Raw genomic sequence first — 14,235 nt, 5'->3', positions numbered from 1 at the left:
AGCAATTGCTGGAGAGGCCATCTTGCTACCCCAATTTCATGTCTCTTTAAAGTTTATGAAGTAGGTTATGAAGGGGGAAGATGAAGGGGGGACAAAAAAATGAAAAAGGAGTTTCCTGATGAGCATCACACCCGCTGTAAATGAAAAAGAAGCTCACCACAAGAGCCTGGGACAGTTGAGGTTTCCGCGTTTCGACCATAAGCAGCATGGGCCTGTTGTCAATGTGAATGAGGCAGCCGATCAACATTTGACTGTTGGACAAAAAGTGGCTGACACTGTTGCGTCCAACATGGGTAGCTGGCGTTTTATTATTATTCAGAGTCTTCTTCTTCTGGCCTGGATTCTCTTTAATAGTGTGCAAGCATATTTCGGCCGCTTTGATCCTTATCCATTCATTCTGTTAAATCTGGCGCTCTCATTTCAAGCAGCATTCGCCGCGCCATTTATTATGATCTCGCAAAATCGGCAGGCTGAAAAGGATAGGCTTACTGCCCAGAATGACTACATTACTGATAGCAAAGGCGAGGAGGAGATCAGGCATATTATGGAGCACCTGGATCACCAGGACAACTTAATCCTCCAGGTTGTACAGAGCTTGGAGGACCAGAACAAGCGTTTAGAAATCCAGCATCAGCAAATGCTGAGTTATCTGAGCAAAGTTGACCCCCAGCTGGCGCAGGAAGCCATGAAGAATATCACGCCAGACGCGGAAAGTTAAGAGGGAGTAAGGAACTTAAAGAAGAAAGGCGAGAGGAAATTCCCTCTCGCCTTTCCTGGTGCATTAAGGTGTCTAGTTGTTGGGGGAGACGATCTTCGTGGGCCAGTTAAAGGTCTTAAAGGTGACCGTATTGGCTGGCTGAGTCGTGTTCGCATTGGTGTCGGGAGGAATCAGCCACACAGCGGTATCTCCATGGATAGAGAGGAAGAGCGTGTTGGCTGGAATCTGGGTCCCTACTCCCACCTGGTTGTTAGTCAGAACATCGAACATATTAATGCTCTTGTTCTTGTTCTGCCAGAGTAGGAAGCGGTTGCCGCCCTGGAGGGCCATGGATTGGCCTTCATCGCCAAATTGTTGCGGCGCCAGCGTGGTATCACTGAGCTGATAGCCGAAGAGGGTTCCCTGGATCATGGCATCGGCCTGCAATGGATAGGCGTTGGGATCGCTCTTTGCGATCAGGGGCGCCTGGGTTGGTTGCGTGATGGGTGTTTCGCCTTGGCCTGTTGTCACGGAAGGCGTGAGCACAGGGGTGCTTTTCGCCGCGGAAGGCGTAAGCGAGGCCACTGGCGTCTGTGAGTCTGTCGTAATAATGGGTGACGGCTTGTTTGTCTGATTTGAGGCATCCAGGGGGAGCGTGCTCAGCATAAAGAGCGTGTCGCCCACCACATGTGGATGGAAGGAGGCTTCATCGTTTTTAAACAGCGAACGTACCGTCTCGATATGCGGCGCCCAGCGACCATGCTCTGGCGCGGCCTCCTCTTCCTGGCTCTGCCAGATATTGCCATGCAGGATATTATCGTTCGTGGCCCACTCTTCTCCCCAGTAGATGCTTCTGCCATCGCTGCTTGCGGTAGGAGAAGCCAGGACATGACCCGCATTTACATGGGCCAGCTCCTCGGATTTTGGTGCCTGCTGAGCATCGAGCTGGTAGCGAGTTAGATGGGAGGTGCCCTGGTTATCAAGCCAGGAAACCAGCAGGTTATTCTGATAGGTGCTCGTTCCCTGAAGGGGTGAGTTTACCCATGCCGGAACCGTGTTCTGGTCATACAGCCCTTTGAGTAGGGTAATGGGCTGATTGGCGCTTGCCTCGTTCTTTGCACCTGGAAGATCGTTCTTGTTCGCTTTCGTATCTCCTGAACCCACGTAGAGAGCGTCGAGGCTCCAGGTGCGTGTGAGCGAGCTATTCTGCGTATCTAGAGGCTTGCCCGTGGTGGTTTTAGGTTTATCCAGTTGTAACCAGATGAGCCAGTTCTGGACGTTCTCAAGCAGATAGACGTTACTCGTTGTTGGTTTATCCAGCAGCGGTATCGGTGTGATAGATGGATCGTTGTTGGTATTGAGATGGACCTGTTCAAGCATCCAGGCAGGGTCGCTGCCATCTTGATAGGCACTGAAGTACATGGTATTGCGGTCCGCGAGCGCGCTGACGACATGCGGGTAGGACGTCTGTACCGCAATATTGGCAACCGAGAGAGATGCGCCTCTGGTCACGTTGGCTTGCTCGCCCCCGATAGCAGGTTTTCCATTATTCATTTGCGCCATGAGCACCAGGGATGAAATACCACCCGCCATGATCAACATCAGCACGGCGGCGGCTATCCCGACAATTGTGGTAGGTCCCATACGTGCCAGGCGTGGGCGCTTGCGTGTAATCGGAATAATAGGAAGGGGACCGGTTTCTGCTGACGAAAAGGTGGTAAGAGGCTCCAGGTGTTTTTCCTCGGCGACGATATCTTTGAGATAGGGTTTGAGGAAAGCAGGTGTCGGCGTTGAGAGTTCTGAAGATGTTGCACGCTGAATGTAGCGCGTATGCTCAGCGGCGAGCGCGCGCATGAGTTTAGCATGTGCCTCCGGCGCTGAGGACAATGTAGGTAGCGAGCGAACACTTGCACCGATAAAGTCGCTCTGTTGCTGAATCTGGCGACAGGCAGAGCAAGCCTCCAGGTGAGCATCTAGCTCTGGGAGGATTGCCGCCCGCTCCTTTTGTATGTCTCGATAATTAGCGAGGAGTTCTCGCGCTCTATTGCAGTTCAATCTTCACCGACCTCTTTTTTGTACAATGCGATAAACCGTTCCCGCGCTCGCATCAGGCGCATCTTAACCGCAGATGCACTGATATTGAGCACTTCAGCAATCTCTGCACAAGATAGGCCGTCGTTCTCGTATAGCCAGAGGCAAGAAGAGTATTTAGGAGGCAGTTGATTGAATACGCGCTCCACAAGCTCGCGATCAGCAACGCGATTTTCGAACTTACCGCCATCGTAGCCATTGCGCTCATAGGCAGTACTGACCGCTGTTGCCCGCGCCTCATGTACCTGCTCATCGCCCGCGTAGTTCTCTCCACCCGAGTTCCCGTTGTCTGAGACAACGCCAGCGCCAATGCCGCGATCTTCATTAAAGAGCGACAGTGGAAGCCAGGAAATCAGGCGGCGCCTGCGCAGGGTATCAGTGGTCGTATTTGACGCGATACGGTATAGCCAGGCAGAAAGTGCCCCTGGCTGTACTTGTGTGCCTCCTAATAGTGCCCTGTATGCCTTGACGAAAACGTCTTGTGCCAGGTCGTAGGCTTGCTCCCGGTTGCCAATGAGGTGGTAGATATAGTTCGTAATAGGCCCTTGATATCGTTGAAAGATATCCTCGAAGTCCTCTACGCTCACATGCTCGCTTGCTTGTGCCTGTGACTGCTGTTCTTCGTCAGCAGGTTCAGGTTCAGGTGCCTGTGGGCGAACTTCTTGTGTTTCGAGGGCCTGTTGCTCTACCTCATCCTGACTGGCTGATGTGGATCCTCCAGGAGAGCCTCGGCGTTCCTCTTCCATAGAAGAACGCAGACTGCTATTTGTATTGTACAAACGGATAGGGAGATCCATTGGTTACATCGACCTTATCAGTTTTGCAGAAGTTTTAAATCTGATTGTGTTGTGTGTCTGTGAAGTTTTTGCATATATAAAGTAGCATAGCATATGCTGTCTAGAAAACGCTGTGATCTGGTACACAGGAAACCGCGAAGCTGACAAACCGCTACCCTATACACTTATACGCCAGGCCTGGCGGATTGGTTGTAAACGAGGAGTTGGAATCTGTTTGTATCGCCCTGGTCCTTGTTTTGCGTTACCCATGAGATTTAGTATAGCATACAAACCTTCAAAGCCCTCTCCTGTGGTACCCAGGTCACAACTTGAGCAGGTTTAGTATCTGCTTTCGTGCCTGCGGCACTTCGGGTAACGTGTGTCAGGTGGCGGGTGGGCTTCGCCCACCCGCCACCTGACACACCTATTATCTTGCGTAGTGGCGTGCTTTTTGGTACCATGGGAGCATGATAACTGAGCAAGGACAGTCGCAACAAGGCTGGAATATTATCGGCCACGAACACAGTATCGATATCTTGCGCCGCATGCTGGCGTCGCAGCAGGTTCGTCATGCCTACCTCTTCTCCGGTCCCCCACGTATTGGTAAGTCGCTCCTGGCTCATCGCTTTGCGCAGACCTTGCTCTGTACGGGTGGCCCAGACCCTCGTGTGTCTCCGCTCAACCCCTGTAATACCTGCCTGGCGTGCCGCAAGGTACTGCATGGCAATCATCCAGACGTGCACATTGTGACCAAAGCTCCCGATAAGCAATTTATCGTTATCGAGCAGATTCGTGCTTTGCAGAACGACTCGTCGCGGCGCACGCTGGAGGGGCGACGAAACGTCTTCCTCATACCAGATGCCCACCAGATGAATGTGCAGGCGGCGAATTGTTTGCTCAAGACACTGGAGGAGCCAGAGCCAGATGTGGTACTTCTCCTGACCGTGCCGGAACCGGGTCTACTATTGCCCACTATTATCTCGCGTGTGCAGCAGTTGCCCATGCAGCTTCTGACCACAACGAAGATCCGCCAGGCACTTGTGGATGACTGGGAAGCCGATCCTAAGGAGGCCGACCTGGTAGCCGCCCTGGCCGCCGGGCGTATGGGTTGGGCTGTGCAGGCTATTGAGGATGAAGAGATGATGGAGGAGCGCAAGGCCCAATTAGAGGGGCTGGCCAAACTTCCTACACTGAACAGGGTGCAGCGCTTTGACTTCGTGCAACGCCTGGCCAGTGATAGCGAACGCGCTCGTGAGATGCTTGAACTCTTCCTGCTCTGGTGGCGTGACCTGGTGTTGGCAAGCAATAATTGCCTCGATCTGACCGTCAATGTCGATATGCGCGACCTGCTCAAGACGCAGGCCAGCAAAATTCTCCCCAACCAGGCGCAACAGATGGTGCGCTCGATCCTGAAGACCCTGGAAGCGCTTGAGCAGAATGTGAATACGCGCATGGCCCTTGAAGTTTTAATGCTTGATATGCCTACAATTAAGGGATAGTCAGATTTCACACATCATCAATGATGAGGAGTGTATGCATGCGAAGTGATTTCCAGCACCTGGTAACGCAAACCTCAGAGCATATTTCAACCATTACGATGAATCGTCCCGCAGTATTGAATGCCTTCAATGAGCGCATGCTCGCTGAGCTAAACGAGGCTGTCGCCGACGCCGCGCAAGATGGGGATGTTCGCTGTGTGATCCTGAAGGGAGCCGGACGTGGTTTTGGCTCGGGTCAGGACCTGAGCGAGTTCTCTTCGGCCAATGGCAGCGAGGAGCCGTTGGAGGTTAGCAAGCATCTGGGCAAGTATCACCAGTTGATTCGCACCTTGCAGGAGATGGCGAAGCCGACCATTGCCTCGGTACATGGGGTTGCCGCCGGTATCTCGTGCAATATTGCGCTGGCCTGTGACCTGCGTATCGCCGCCGATAACGCGCGTTTCATCCAGGCATTTGCTCGTATCGGCCTGGTGCCTGATGGGGGCGGTGGCTACTTTCTGCCACGCCTGGTAGGTATTGGCAAGGCCCTGGAGATGGCAATGCTGGCGGATGAGGTGAGCGGACCAGAGGCCGAGCGCCTGGGCCTGGTGAACAAGTGCGTACCCGCCGCCGAGCTGGAACAGGCAACTTTGCAGGTCGCGCAACGCCTGGCGCATGGCCCCACGCGTGCCTATGGCCTGATCAAGCAGCTTATGTACCAGGGCCTGGATAGCGACCTGGCTTCGTCCCTCAAACTGGAGGGCGAACTGCAAGGTCGCGCGATCACCACGGAAGATCACAGAGAAGCCATTCGCGCCTTCTTTGAGAAACGCGCCCCTAAATATCAGGGGAAATAGGCTTTAAAAAATATGCTGGTAGCATAGATTGATGAACGACCTATGCTACCAGCATATTTTTGCCCTGTTCAGTGAGCTTCTGGGCGGGTTATGCTAAATGGCAAGGACGTTACTGAAATAATGAAGGAGCGAATCGGATGAAGCTTTTGCTATTAGGGGGGACCGCTTTTCTGGGGCGGCATATTGTTGAGTCTGCCCTGGCACGTGGGCACGAGGTTACTATTTTTCACCGAGGCAAGACACGGCCAGGCCTCTTTTCCCAGGCGGAGGAGATCTTAGGGGACCGCGAGCATGATCTGCACTTGCTTGCAGGTCGCAAGTGGGACGCGGTTATTGATACCTGCGGCTATATACCACGCATCGTACGCGCCTCCGCGCAGGCGCTGGCTGGCTCGGTTGAGCACTATACTTTTGTCGCCAGTATTAACGTGTATGGCGACTTTAAAGAGAAGGGCATCGATGAGCTGTATCCACTGGCGACCTTAGAAGATCCAGGCATTGAAGAGGTCACGGGTGAGACCTATGGCCCGCTCAAGGCCCTGTGCGAGCAGGAGGTTGAGCAGGCCTTTCCTGGCAAGACCTTGCTGGTGCGCCCCGGCTTGATTGTGGGTCCCTGGGATGCCTCCAATCGCTTTACCTACTGGCCCTATCGCCTGGCTCAGGGGGGCGAGGTCCTGGCACCAGACCACCGAGATATGCCCTTGCAATGGATTGATGTGCGCGACCTGGCGGAGTGGATGGTGCGCATGTCTGAAACCAGGCAGACGGGTGCCTTCAACGCGACTGGCCCACAAGAGCCACAGCCTCTGGGCGAGGTGCTGGAGCGTTGTCGGGTCGCGTTGAATAACGAGGCGCATTTTACCTGGGTCGCGGAAGATTTTCTGGAGAAACAGGAGATCCAGCCCTGGATGCAACTCCCGCTCTGGATACCAGGCGAGGAAGGTGACGCCTTCTGTACTGTGAAGAACGCCAAAGCCGTCGCTGCTGGGATGACCTTCCGCTCCCTGGAGGAGACCGCGCGCGATACTCTGGCCTGGATTCATGGCCAGCAGCGCGAAGGGACGCTGGGCAAAACGCTCTCCCCAGAGCGCGAGCGAGAGGTACTCTCCGCCTGGCATGAGCATGTGAAGGCCCAGGCGGTTGAATAGGCTTTTTTCTCGCTGCCTGGGATAAGCGGCTAGTATCCGAGGCACACCACTCTGGGGAGGATGATAGAAGGCGTGTGTTTGCTCTCCACTTGAGATGATGATAGAATTCGACCATCATTTCGAGTGGAGAGGTAGAGGGACAATAGTGCGGATAGAGAATCTTTCTTATAGCAATGCACAAACGCAAGGCCCTGAACGACGTGAATGGTTGCGTACCCATGCAGCGCAGCATCTAGAGCAGTGCGAGGCCATGTATCAGCTCGCGTTGCATCGGCGCTCTGCCAGTACATCTGCCAGCATCGCTGTGTTGGGTGCGGGCGGTTGTACTGAGGTGCCCCTGGTATCATTATGCCGGGGCGCCGATGAACTCGTGCTGGCTGACCTTGATCTGGCGGGGATGCGGCGCGCCTGCGATGAACAACTGAAGAGCCCAGGCCAGCGCCGCAGGATGCGCCTGGTTGAGTGCGATCTGAGCGGACAGGTGAGTGGCCAGTTGCTGCGCCACACACGTCGCAGGCGTTGGGACGAGCTATCTAAGCAGGGGAGTAGTGCGGTCTTTGACGCCGCGGCCCAGTGCCTGGAGGAATGCCTCGTGCCTGACCCACCTGTGATTGATGACCTGGGCAGCGCGCAATATGGCCTCGTCGTAAGTTCACTGGTCATGTCGCAGCTATTTAGTTATCCCATTCTTGATCTGTTGGACGCGATTCAAGCCGCAGCCCCCGAGCTACTTGGTGAGCAGGAGCGCCATCGACGCTACCAGGAGGCCGCGCAAGCCTTTCGCCTGCGTGTCATCAACGCACACTTGCATCTGCTTCGCTCCCTGCTGGACCAGGATGGCCTGATATTGCTGCTGAGTGATGTGCGTGGCTTCGCCTTTAATGTCTACGGAACTGATCACGATGCCAGCCATCGCAGAGATATTCCCCTTGTCCCGCGTAATTTCTTTGACCTTGTCCAGGAGCAGTTTACAGTTCTGGAGGAGCGGCATTGGGAATGGATTACCGACCTTCCCGAGAACGAGCGTCTGGGGCGCGGCTACGAGGTAGTAGGCTATCTTCTGACCCCACGTTAAGCACAAAATTTTTGCAAAGCTTGACTTTCTTCAGTGCCGTCCGTATACTTTACATATAACATAGAGTTTGCTGTGATACAGAAATCGTCGCGAGGGACGAAATCAGCGGACAGCCAAAAAGACCAGCGAGATGGGGAGAGTGCAAGCCCGTCGCTTTGGATGGACCTGGTAGGCCCCCCTCAGGCTCTCAAATGAGCCACGATGCGGAACAAACACCCGTGAAAGCGTTCAGCAAGAACGGTTGTAATGGGTAAGTAATTCTAGCCGGTCGCCCTCCGTTACCATGGGGCAAGGCATCGAAGAGCCAGCCTGCGTGCTTGATTCTTGCAAAGGTGGTTTGCTTCCGTGCCTGTAGAGTGGAGAAGCTCTGCCTGGCTTTGTTGGCCTGGCGGAGGTTTTCAATTCAGGTGGTACCACGGGCTTGCTAAAGCTTAGCAATAGATAGAACAGCCCGTCCTGAGCGTTTATGCTTGGGGCGGGCTTTTTGTATGCGCGAAAACATCATCTCCGAGCTAAAACGCTTCCATTTGAGAGCAATCGATCCTGTATTCGCGAGCCATAAATACTAATACGTAAATACAAAAGGAGATGGATACATCATGACGACAGTGCTTAGTTCTTCTCAGATCGTTGAGCGCTACCTGGGTTACTTTCGTGGGCATGGGCATTATGAGTTGCCTTCCACTCCCCTCGCGGTGCCTGGTAACAGCACGTCCTTTATTATCGCGGGTATGCAGCCGCTGCTCCCCTATCTGCGAGCGGAAACCTTGCCTCTCTCGCCGCGCCTTAGCTCAGTGCAGCGCTGTCTGCGGACCGATGATGTCGAGGCAGTAGGCAGTAATGACCGTAAGATGAGCGCGTTTCTGATGCTTGGCAACTGGTCGATAGGAGAGTACTGGAAGCGTGAGGCGATAGAGATGGCGTTGGAGGTCTTGTTACAGCATTTGGAGGTAGAGCGAGAGCGGCTCTGGGTAACCGTCTATGCGGGCGACGAATCTCTGGGGTTGCCCGGCGACGATGAGGCGATCAACGAGTGGTTGCGCGTGGGCATGCCCAATGAGCGGATTGTGCCCCTGGGGAGTGAGGATAATCTCTGGACCATGGGTGATGGTCCTGGCCCCTGTGGTCCCAGCTCGGAGATCTTCGTGGATCGTGGCGTGGAACTGGGGTGTGGGCGCGTGACCTGCCGTCCTGGATGTGATTGTGAGCGTTTTATGGAGGTCTGGAACCTGGTCTTTATGCAGTATGAGCGTTACGCGGATGGCTCACTTACCACGCTGCCCCAGAGGAATATCGACACCGGGATGGGCCTGGAACGTATAGCGACGGTTTTGCAGGGGTCTGAGTCTGTCTTCTCCACAGATGTGTTTCTGCCTGCGCTAGAGCGCTTACGCGAGTTGGCGCCCGAGCAAGAAGGCGAGGTGAGGCGCACGCGACGAATGATCGTTGACCACATGCGCGCGGTGCTCCTGGCGGGCCTGGTGGATGTGCGGCCCGGGCGCGATGGGCGTAGTTCTGTGGTGCGCAGGCTTATTCGCCGCGCGGCGCGCCAGGGGCGTGTGCTGGGGCTGGAGCAGCCCTTCCTCGGCGAGTTATTGTCGCCCCTGGCGGCGGGGCATGGCTCACTGCTCACGTCGCAGGAGCATTCTCAGGTGCAAGGACTGGTGCAGGTCGTGACCAACGAAGAGCGCATGTTTTCGCGTGTGCTCACTCAGGGATTGAGCTTGCTGGAGCACATCGAGGCGAACGAGCAAGGCTATGTCGATGGGCGGGTTCTGTTCCAGCTGCACGCGGAGCGCGGCTTCCCGGCAGACCTGGCGGCGGAGATCCTCGTGGAGCGAGGACTCTCCATCGATTGGCAGCGCTACGAGCAGGCGCGCCAGCAGCACAGCCAGGTGAGTCGCGTAAGCGTGAAGACACATTTCCAGTCTTTCTGATTATTGTCTATCGCTTACTATATGTTGCATCGGACTAATTTGCCAATTGCCTCTACCAGAATGATCTTAAGTTCAATTGTGGTGCGTCAAGGTAATAGAGGAGTGCATGTTACCAGGGGCTGGAGGTGACATGTACTCTCTCTTTTACTGCAGAGAATAATTGGCACCCAGGCGTGTGTTATCTCTAGCGTAGATAGATACTGATGAATACAATAATATAAAAAAAGGTTCAGTTTCTTGAAGGAGTTTTATTAAATTTATGTCGCGCCTACATCCATCTTCTCAGACTATGCAGCGTCGTTCGCCTCGGGATGTGCCCTCTCTCGTCGCGCTATCACTGACACTTGTGCTCTGGGCCTCGGCCTTCGCAGGTATTCGCGCGGGTTTGACGGGGTATAGCGCCGGGGCATTGATCTTATTACGTTTTTTGATCGCTTCAGGGGCTTTGCTTATGTATGCGCTGGTCACGCGCATGCGTATGCCTGATAGGCGTGATATCCCGGCGATGATCCTGCTAGGGTTTATCGGTATTACCGTGTACCAGCTGGGCCTTACTTATGGCGAGACGAGCGTTTCAGCAGGGACCGCGGGCCTCCTAACGGTACTTTGTTGACGAAGGTTAAGCGGAACTGTAGAGAGCGAGGCCCTGCCCCCGCTCAAGCCCTTGAAAGAGGCGTTGCACGGCAGGAGGCGGGGGCAGTGATGACCAACCGCTCCAATAGCGCCTGAGCATGATCCAGGGCTCGAGCCATCCCCGCACGGCTCGAAGGGCTGCTGGCCACGACACCTGCGGCCGTCTCTCGTGGGCCGTGGTGATTTTTTTCCCCCGCGTCGGCTGTTGCGGCCGAGGCACTGGTGGCGGCAGCGGTTGCTGGTTCAGGCGGCTGGCTGAGCGCTTGGGCCGTGCACATGCTCGGATGACGGAGATGGTACCAGCAAAAGGAGAACGCGCAACAGACTAATTGCCAATGCCGGCGGATCGCTGTGTCGCTTCTCACCTGATACTGTGACCAGCCCAGGGCGTGTTTGACGTGTTTGTAGCTCTGTTCAATCCACATGCGCAACCCATAGAGCCTCATCACTTCTTCCACCGTGGCTGCAGGCCATGAGGATTCCGTTTCAGAGGACGTTGCCGAGGCAGGCAGGTTCGTGACCAGGTACGAGGTGGTGAGGTCAGGCAGTTCCTGCGGGTCGGTCGTCACCACCAGGGCCCGTTCCTTCTGATCTGGGCCAAATGGCCCCGCCACGATCTCCACCGCCCACCAGTCCTCTTGATGCCCATCGCGGAAGGTCCTGGTGATATTCACCCACTTGCCCGGATGCTCACTCCCCTTCCATCCAGCCTCGTGGGCGACCTCTTGCAAGGTTCCGGCCTCTTCTTCTGGATGCCACCAGGCGTGGGAAGGCTTGAGGGCCAGCACATACGGGACCTGTAGATCGGCTAAACCGCTTCGAAAGCCGCGATCCTCGCCATAGAAGGAATCGGCCACCACCGCTCGAAAAGGGAGTGCCTGCTGCACGGCTCGTTGCACGAGTTGCAGGGCAATCTTGAGCTTGGTGCGGAAGGCTGGATCTTTTTCCCCCTTGGCAAAATAGAGCGCCGGCGTGTAGGGTTCGACATCCAGCGGGTAGTAGACGCGCTCGTCGGCCCACAGACTGCTGACGGAGACCACGCCATTGTCAATCTTGCCCACATTGGCCAGGTACTGGCGGCTCACGTGAGCCGTTTTGTGCCCATCCTTGCGATCCCCTGTCTCATCGATGACCAGGACCCCGTCCTTGGTCGGCATTGTGCTGGGGTCCTCGCGCAAGATGGTGAGCCGCTCGGCTTGCACCTTGCGCTCATCCCAGTCCGACTCGGAGAGAAACCATTGTAAGGCTTGCGCTCGTGGCTGGTGCGCTCCCACCAGTGGCTCGGTGTTGACCAGCCCTGTGAGGGTCTTGTTCCGCTCGCTTGGCAGCAAGAGCCCCTCGAGATAGCGGCGGAACCCTTCGCGCTGATTGCTCTTGCCAAAGATGGGGTCAAAGTGCCTCGCATAGTCCTCCAGTGGCCCTGGAGCTGCGGCGACCTCGATGCGTTTCGTCATCTTCTTCTCTCCTCTTTCTCTCTTCTTCTCCTTTCATTCTACTCCCCCTTCCATCCTCGTCAACAAAGTACCGCTAATTGCTACTGTCCCCTGTTTCACGGTTATCCTGGCGACTTTGTTTCTGGGAGAGCGCTTCTCTGTATGGGGGTGGGTTGGTCTATTGATCAGTTTTACAGGCGTGGCCTTGATTTCGTTGAATGGAAATGGCGGGCTACATTTTACCCCAGGTGCCTTGCTTATCCTGCTTGCATCCTTCTCTGAGAGCGTTTATTTTGTGGCTCAGAAGCGCTATCTACGCAAATATAGTGGGTTGGAACTGGCGACGTATAACCTCTGGGGTGGCACACTCTTTATGCTGATCTTCCTTCCCACTCTCTGGCAGGAGTTGCCGCATGCCCCTCTAGGGGCGACGCTGGCTATTGTGTTTCTGGGCCTGTTTCCCGCAGCTGTCGCCAATCTCGTGTGGACCTTTGCCCTCTCGCGTACGAGTGCCTCAGCTGCCATAAGTTTCCTCAATATCTCACCCGTGTTTTCGCTCATCATTGCCTGGCTCTGGTTGAGAGAGGTGCCATCCCCTATCGCGCTGGGTGGCGGCCTGGTCGTTATTTTGGGTGTCTTGCTGATTAACCTGAAAGGGAAGGTACGTGTGCGAGCAGAACAGCCTGCCGAACCTCTTGCGAAAGAAGTGCAGCCTCAGGTGCTTCTTCTTGTCTCCGAAGAGGTGTCTACTCCAACCAATTAAATCTCACGCATTGTAGCGCCAGAAGAGAGAGCCCTGCGCTGGCAGGGCTCTCTCTTCTGGTCTCTTAAAGCGTTTTTACTGTTGAGCCGCGGGAAGCTTGGAGACCTCCTCCAGGGAGCGGTCCAGGATCGCGTGTGCCTCGTTGAGATCGGACTCGGTGAGGATCAACGGGGGGACCATGCGTAGCGTTGAGCCGCCCAGGGCGTTGAGCAGCAGACCGTGCTCTAGCGCTCGCTCCGCAATCGCGCCTGCCAGATCATGTTTGACATTGACGGCGCGCATCAGGCCGATGCCGCGTGGGCTATCGATGATGTGCGGATATTTCGCGCTGAGGTCCTGGAACTTCTTATCCCAATAAGCTCCCATCTTCGTCGCGTTCTCAAGCAGGTTCTGCTCTTTGATGGTCTTGATGGTTGCGACACCTGCGGCACAGGCGATGGGGTTGCCGCCGAAGGTTGTCCCGTGATCGCCATAGGCGAAGACGTCGGTGCGGGGGCCGGTAAGCATCCCACCAATCGGAACACCACCTGCCAGGCCCTTGGCCATGGTAACGATATCCGGCTTGATATCATAGTGCTCCCAACTGAAGTATTTGCCGGTGCGGCCCGCGCCGGCCTGCACTTCATCGCAGATCAGGACCAGGTTCTGCTCGTCGCACCACTGGCGCAGTCCCTGGAGAAACTCCTTGCTGGCGGGCCAGATACCACCCTCGCCTTGAACGGCCTCAACCAGGATCGCGACCGTCTTGGCGCTGGTGGCCGCTTTGACCGCGTTCAGGTCGTTGAAGGGTACCTGCTTAAAACCATCGGGCAGGGGAGCCCAGGAGGCCTGATAGGCTGCCTGGCCGGTCGCGGCGGTGGTGGCCAGCGTGCGACCATGGAAGCTGCGCTCCATGCTGATGATCTCAAAGGCCCCATCGCGGTGGAGGCGACCATACTTACGCGCCAGCTTGATCGCGCCCTCGTTGGCCTCGGCTCCGCTATTAGAGAAGAAGGAGCGCATGCCACCGCTCAGCTCGGCGAGTTGTTCTGCCAGTTCGATCTGGCGTACGTTGTAGTAGAGGTTAGAGACGTGAACGAGCTGCGTGACCTGCTCTTGTACGGCTTGAATGATAGCTGGATGGCAGTGTCCCAGGATGTTGACGGCGATACCAGCGACAAAATCAATGTACTCTTTCCCCTCGCTGTCCCAGACACGTGCGCCCTGGCCACGTACAAGCGTAATAGGGAGGCGCTTGAAGGTACCCTGATAATATTTCTGTTCGAGGGCGGCCCAATCTCGTTTCTGCAACTCCGTCGTTGTCATAGCTTTTCTCCTTATGACTTACTCATTATGCGAAAACCAACA

Annotated in this window: 12 protein-coding genes; 8 read left to right on the top strand and 4 right to left on the bottom strand. The window is 55.5% G+C overall.

The features are described 5' to 3' along the window. The first annotated feature begins 118 nt into the window (after positions 1–118). Positions 119–718, top strand: coding sequence for a DUF1003 domain-containing protein (locus KTE_RS06335; protein ID WP_201379611.1), 600 nt, complete (start codon positions 119–121; stop codon positions 716–718). Positions 719–790: 72 nt separating this feature from the next. Here the strand turns inward: KTE_RS06335 and KTE_RS06330 are convergent, their stop codons facing one another. Both KTE_RS06330 and KTE_RS06325 read right to left on the bottom strand, forming a co-directional pair. Beyond that, positions 791–2,752: an anti-sigma factor gene (locus tag KTE_RS06330; protein WP_201379609.1), complete on the bottom strand. Its 1,962-nt coding sequence runs from the start codon at positions 2,750–2,752 to the stop codon at positions 791–793. Continuing rightward, positions 2,749–3,534, bottom strand: coding sequence for an RNA polymerase sigma factor (locus KTE_RS06325; protein ID WP_201379607.1), 786 nt, complete (start codon positions 3,532–3,534; stop codon positions 2,749–2,751). The genes KTE_RS06330 and KTE_RS06325 overlap by 4 nt, the downstream gene beginning before the upstream one ends. Before the next feature lie 497 nt (positions 3,535–4,031). On the opposite strand from KTE_RS06325, the gene holB reads away from it, so the two are divergent. The 6 genes from holB (at position 4,032) to KTE_RS06295 (ending at position 10,672) form a co-directional block, all read left to right on the top strand. Beyond that, positions 4,032–5,063: a DNA polymerase III subunit delta' gene (holB, locus tag KTE_RS06320; protein ID WP_201379605.1), complete on the top strand. Its 1,032-nt coding sequence runs from the start codon at positions 4,032–4,034 to the stop codon at positions 5,061–5,063. Between the two features lie 38 nt (positions 5,064–5,101). Then, a complete protein-coding gene (locus KTE_RS06315) occupies positions 5,102–5,899 on the top strand; it encodes an enoyl-CoA hydratase/isomerase family protein (protein WP_201379604.1) in 798 nt (265 codons plus the stop codon). Positions 5,900–6,036: 137 nt separating this feature from the next. Beyond that, entirely contained in the window at positions 6,037–7,047 is a 1,011-nt protein-coding gene (locus KTE_RS06310; RefSeq protein WP_201379603.1) for an NAD-dependent epimerase/dehydratase family protein, read from the top strand. Between the two features lie 145 nt (positions 7,048–7,192). Further along, positions 7,193–8,122, top strand: a complete 930-nt coding sequence (locus tag KTE_RS06305) for a hypothetical protein (RefSeq protein ID WP_201379602.1) — start codon at positions 7,193–7,195, stop codon at positions 8,120–8,122. Between the two features lie 599 nt (positions 8,123–8,721). Continuing rightward, a complete protein-coding gene (locus tag KTE_RS06300; protein WP_201379601.1) occupies positions 8,722–10,059 on the top strand; it encodes an alanine--tRNA ligase-related protein in 1,338 nt (445 codons plus the stop codon). A gap of 259 nt (positions 10,060–10,318) precedes the next feature. Further along, positions 10,319–10,672 (top strand): DMT family transporter, encoded by a 354-nt coding sequence (locus tag KTE_RS06295; RefSeq protein WP_236600305.1) that lies wholly within the window; start codon positions 10,319–10,321, stop codon positions 10,670–10,672. Between the two features lie 43 nt (positions 10,673–10,715). Here KTE_RS06295 and KTE_RS06290 read toward each other — a convergent pair whose 3' ends face one another. Further along, entirely contained in the window at positions 10,716–12,146 is a 1,431-nt protein-coding gene (locus KTE_RS06290; RefSeq protein ID WP_201379600.1) for an IS701 family transposase, read from the bottom strand. Here KTE_RS06290 and KTE_RS06285 point away from each other — a divergent pair. Then, entirely contained in the window at positions 12,133–12,888 is a 756-nt protein-coding gene (locus tag KTE_RS06285) for a DMT family transporter (RefSeq protein ID WP_236600304.1), read from the top strand. The genes KTE_RS06290 and KTE_RS06285 overlap by 14 nt on opposite strands. 75 nt (positions 12,889–12,963) lie before the next feature. Here KTE_RS06285 and KTE_RS06280 read toward each other — a convergent pair whose 3' ends face one another. Continuing rightward, complete coding sequence (locus KTE_RS06280; protein WP_201379599.1) at positions 12,964–14,193, bottom strand: aspartate aminotransferase family protein; 1,230 nt, start codon at positions 14,191–14,193, stop codon at positions 12,964–12,966. Positions 14,194–14,235 lie beyond the last annotated feature (42 nt).

Source organism: Ktedonobacter sp. SOSP1-85 (assembly GCF_016587415.1).
Taxonomy (GTDB): Bacteria; Chloroflexota; Ktedonobacteria; order Ktedonobacterales; family Ktedonobacteraceae; genus Ktedonobacter.
This window is presented reverse-complemented; position numbering and strand designations above follow the sequence as displayed.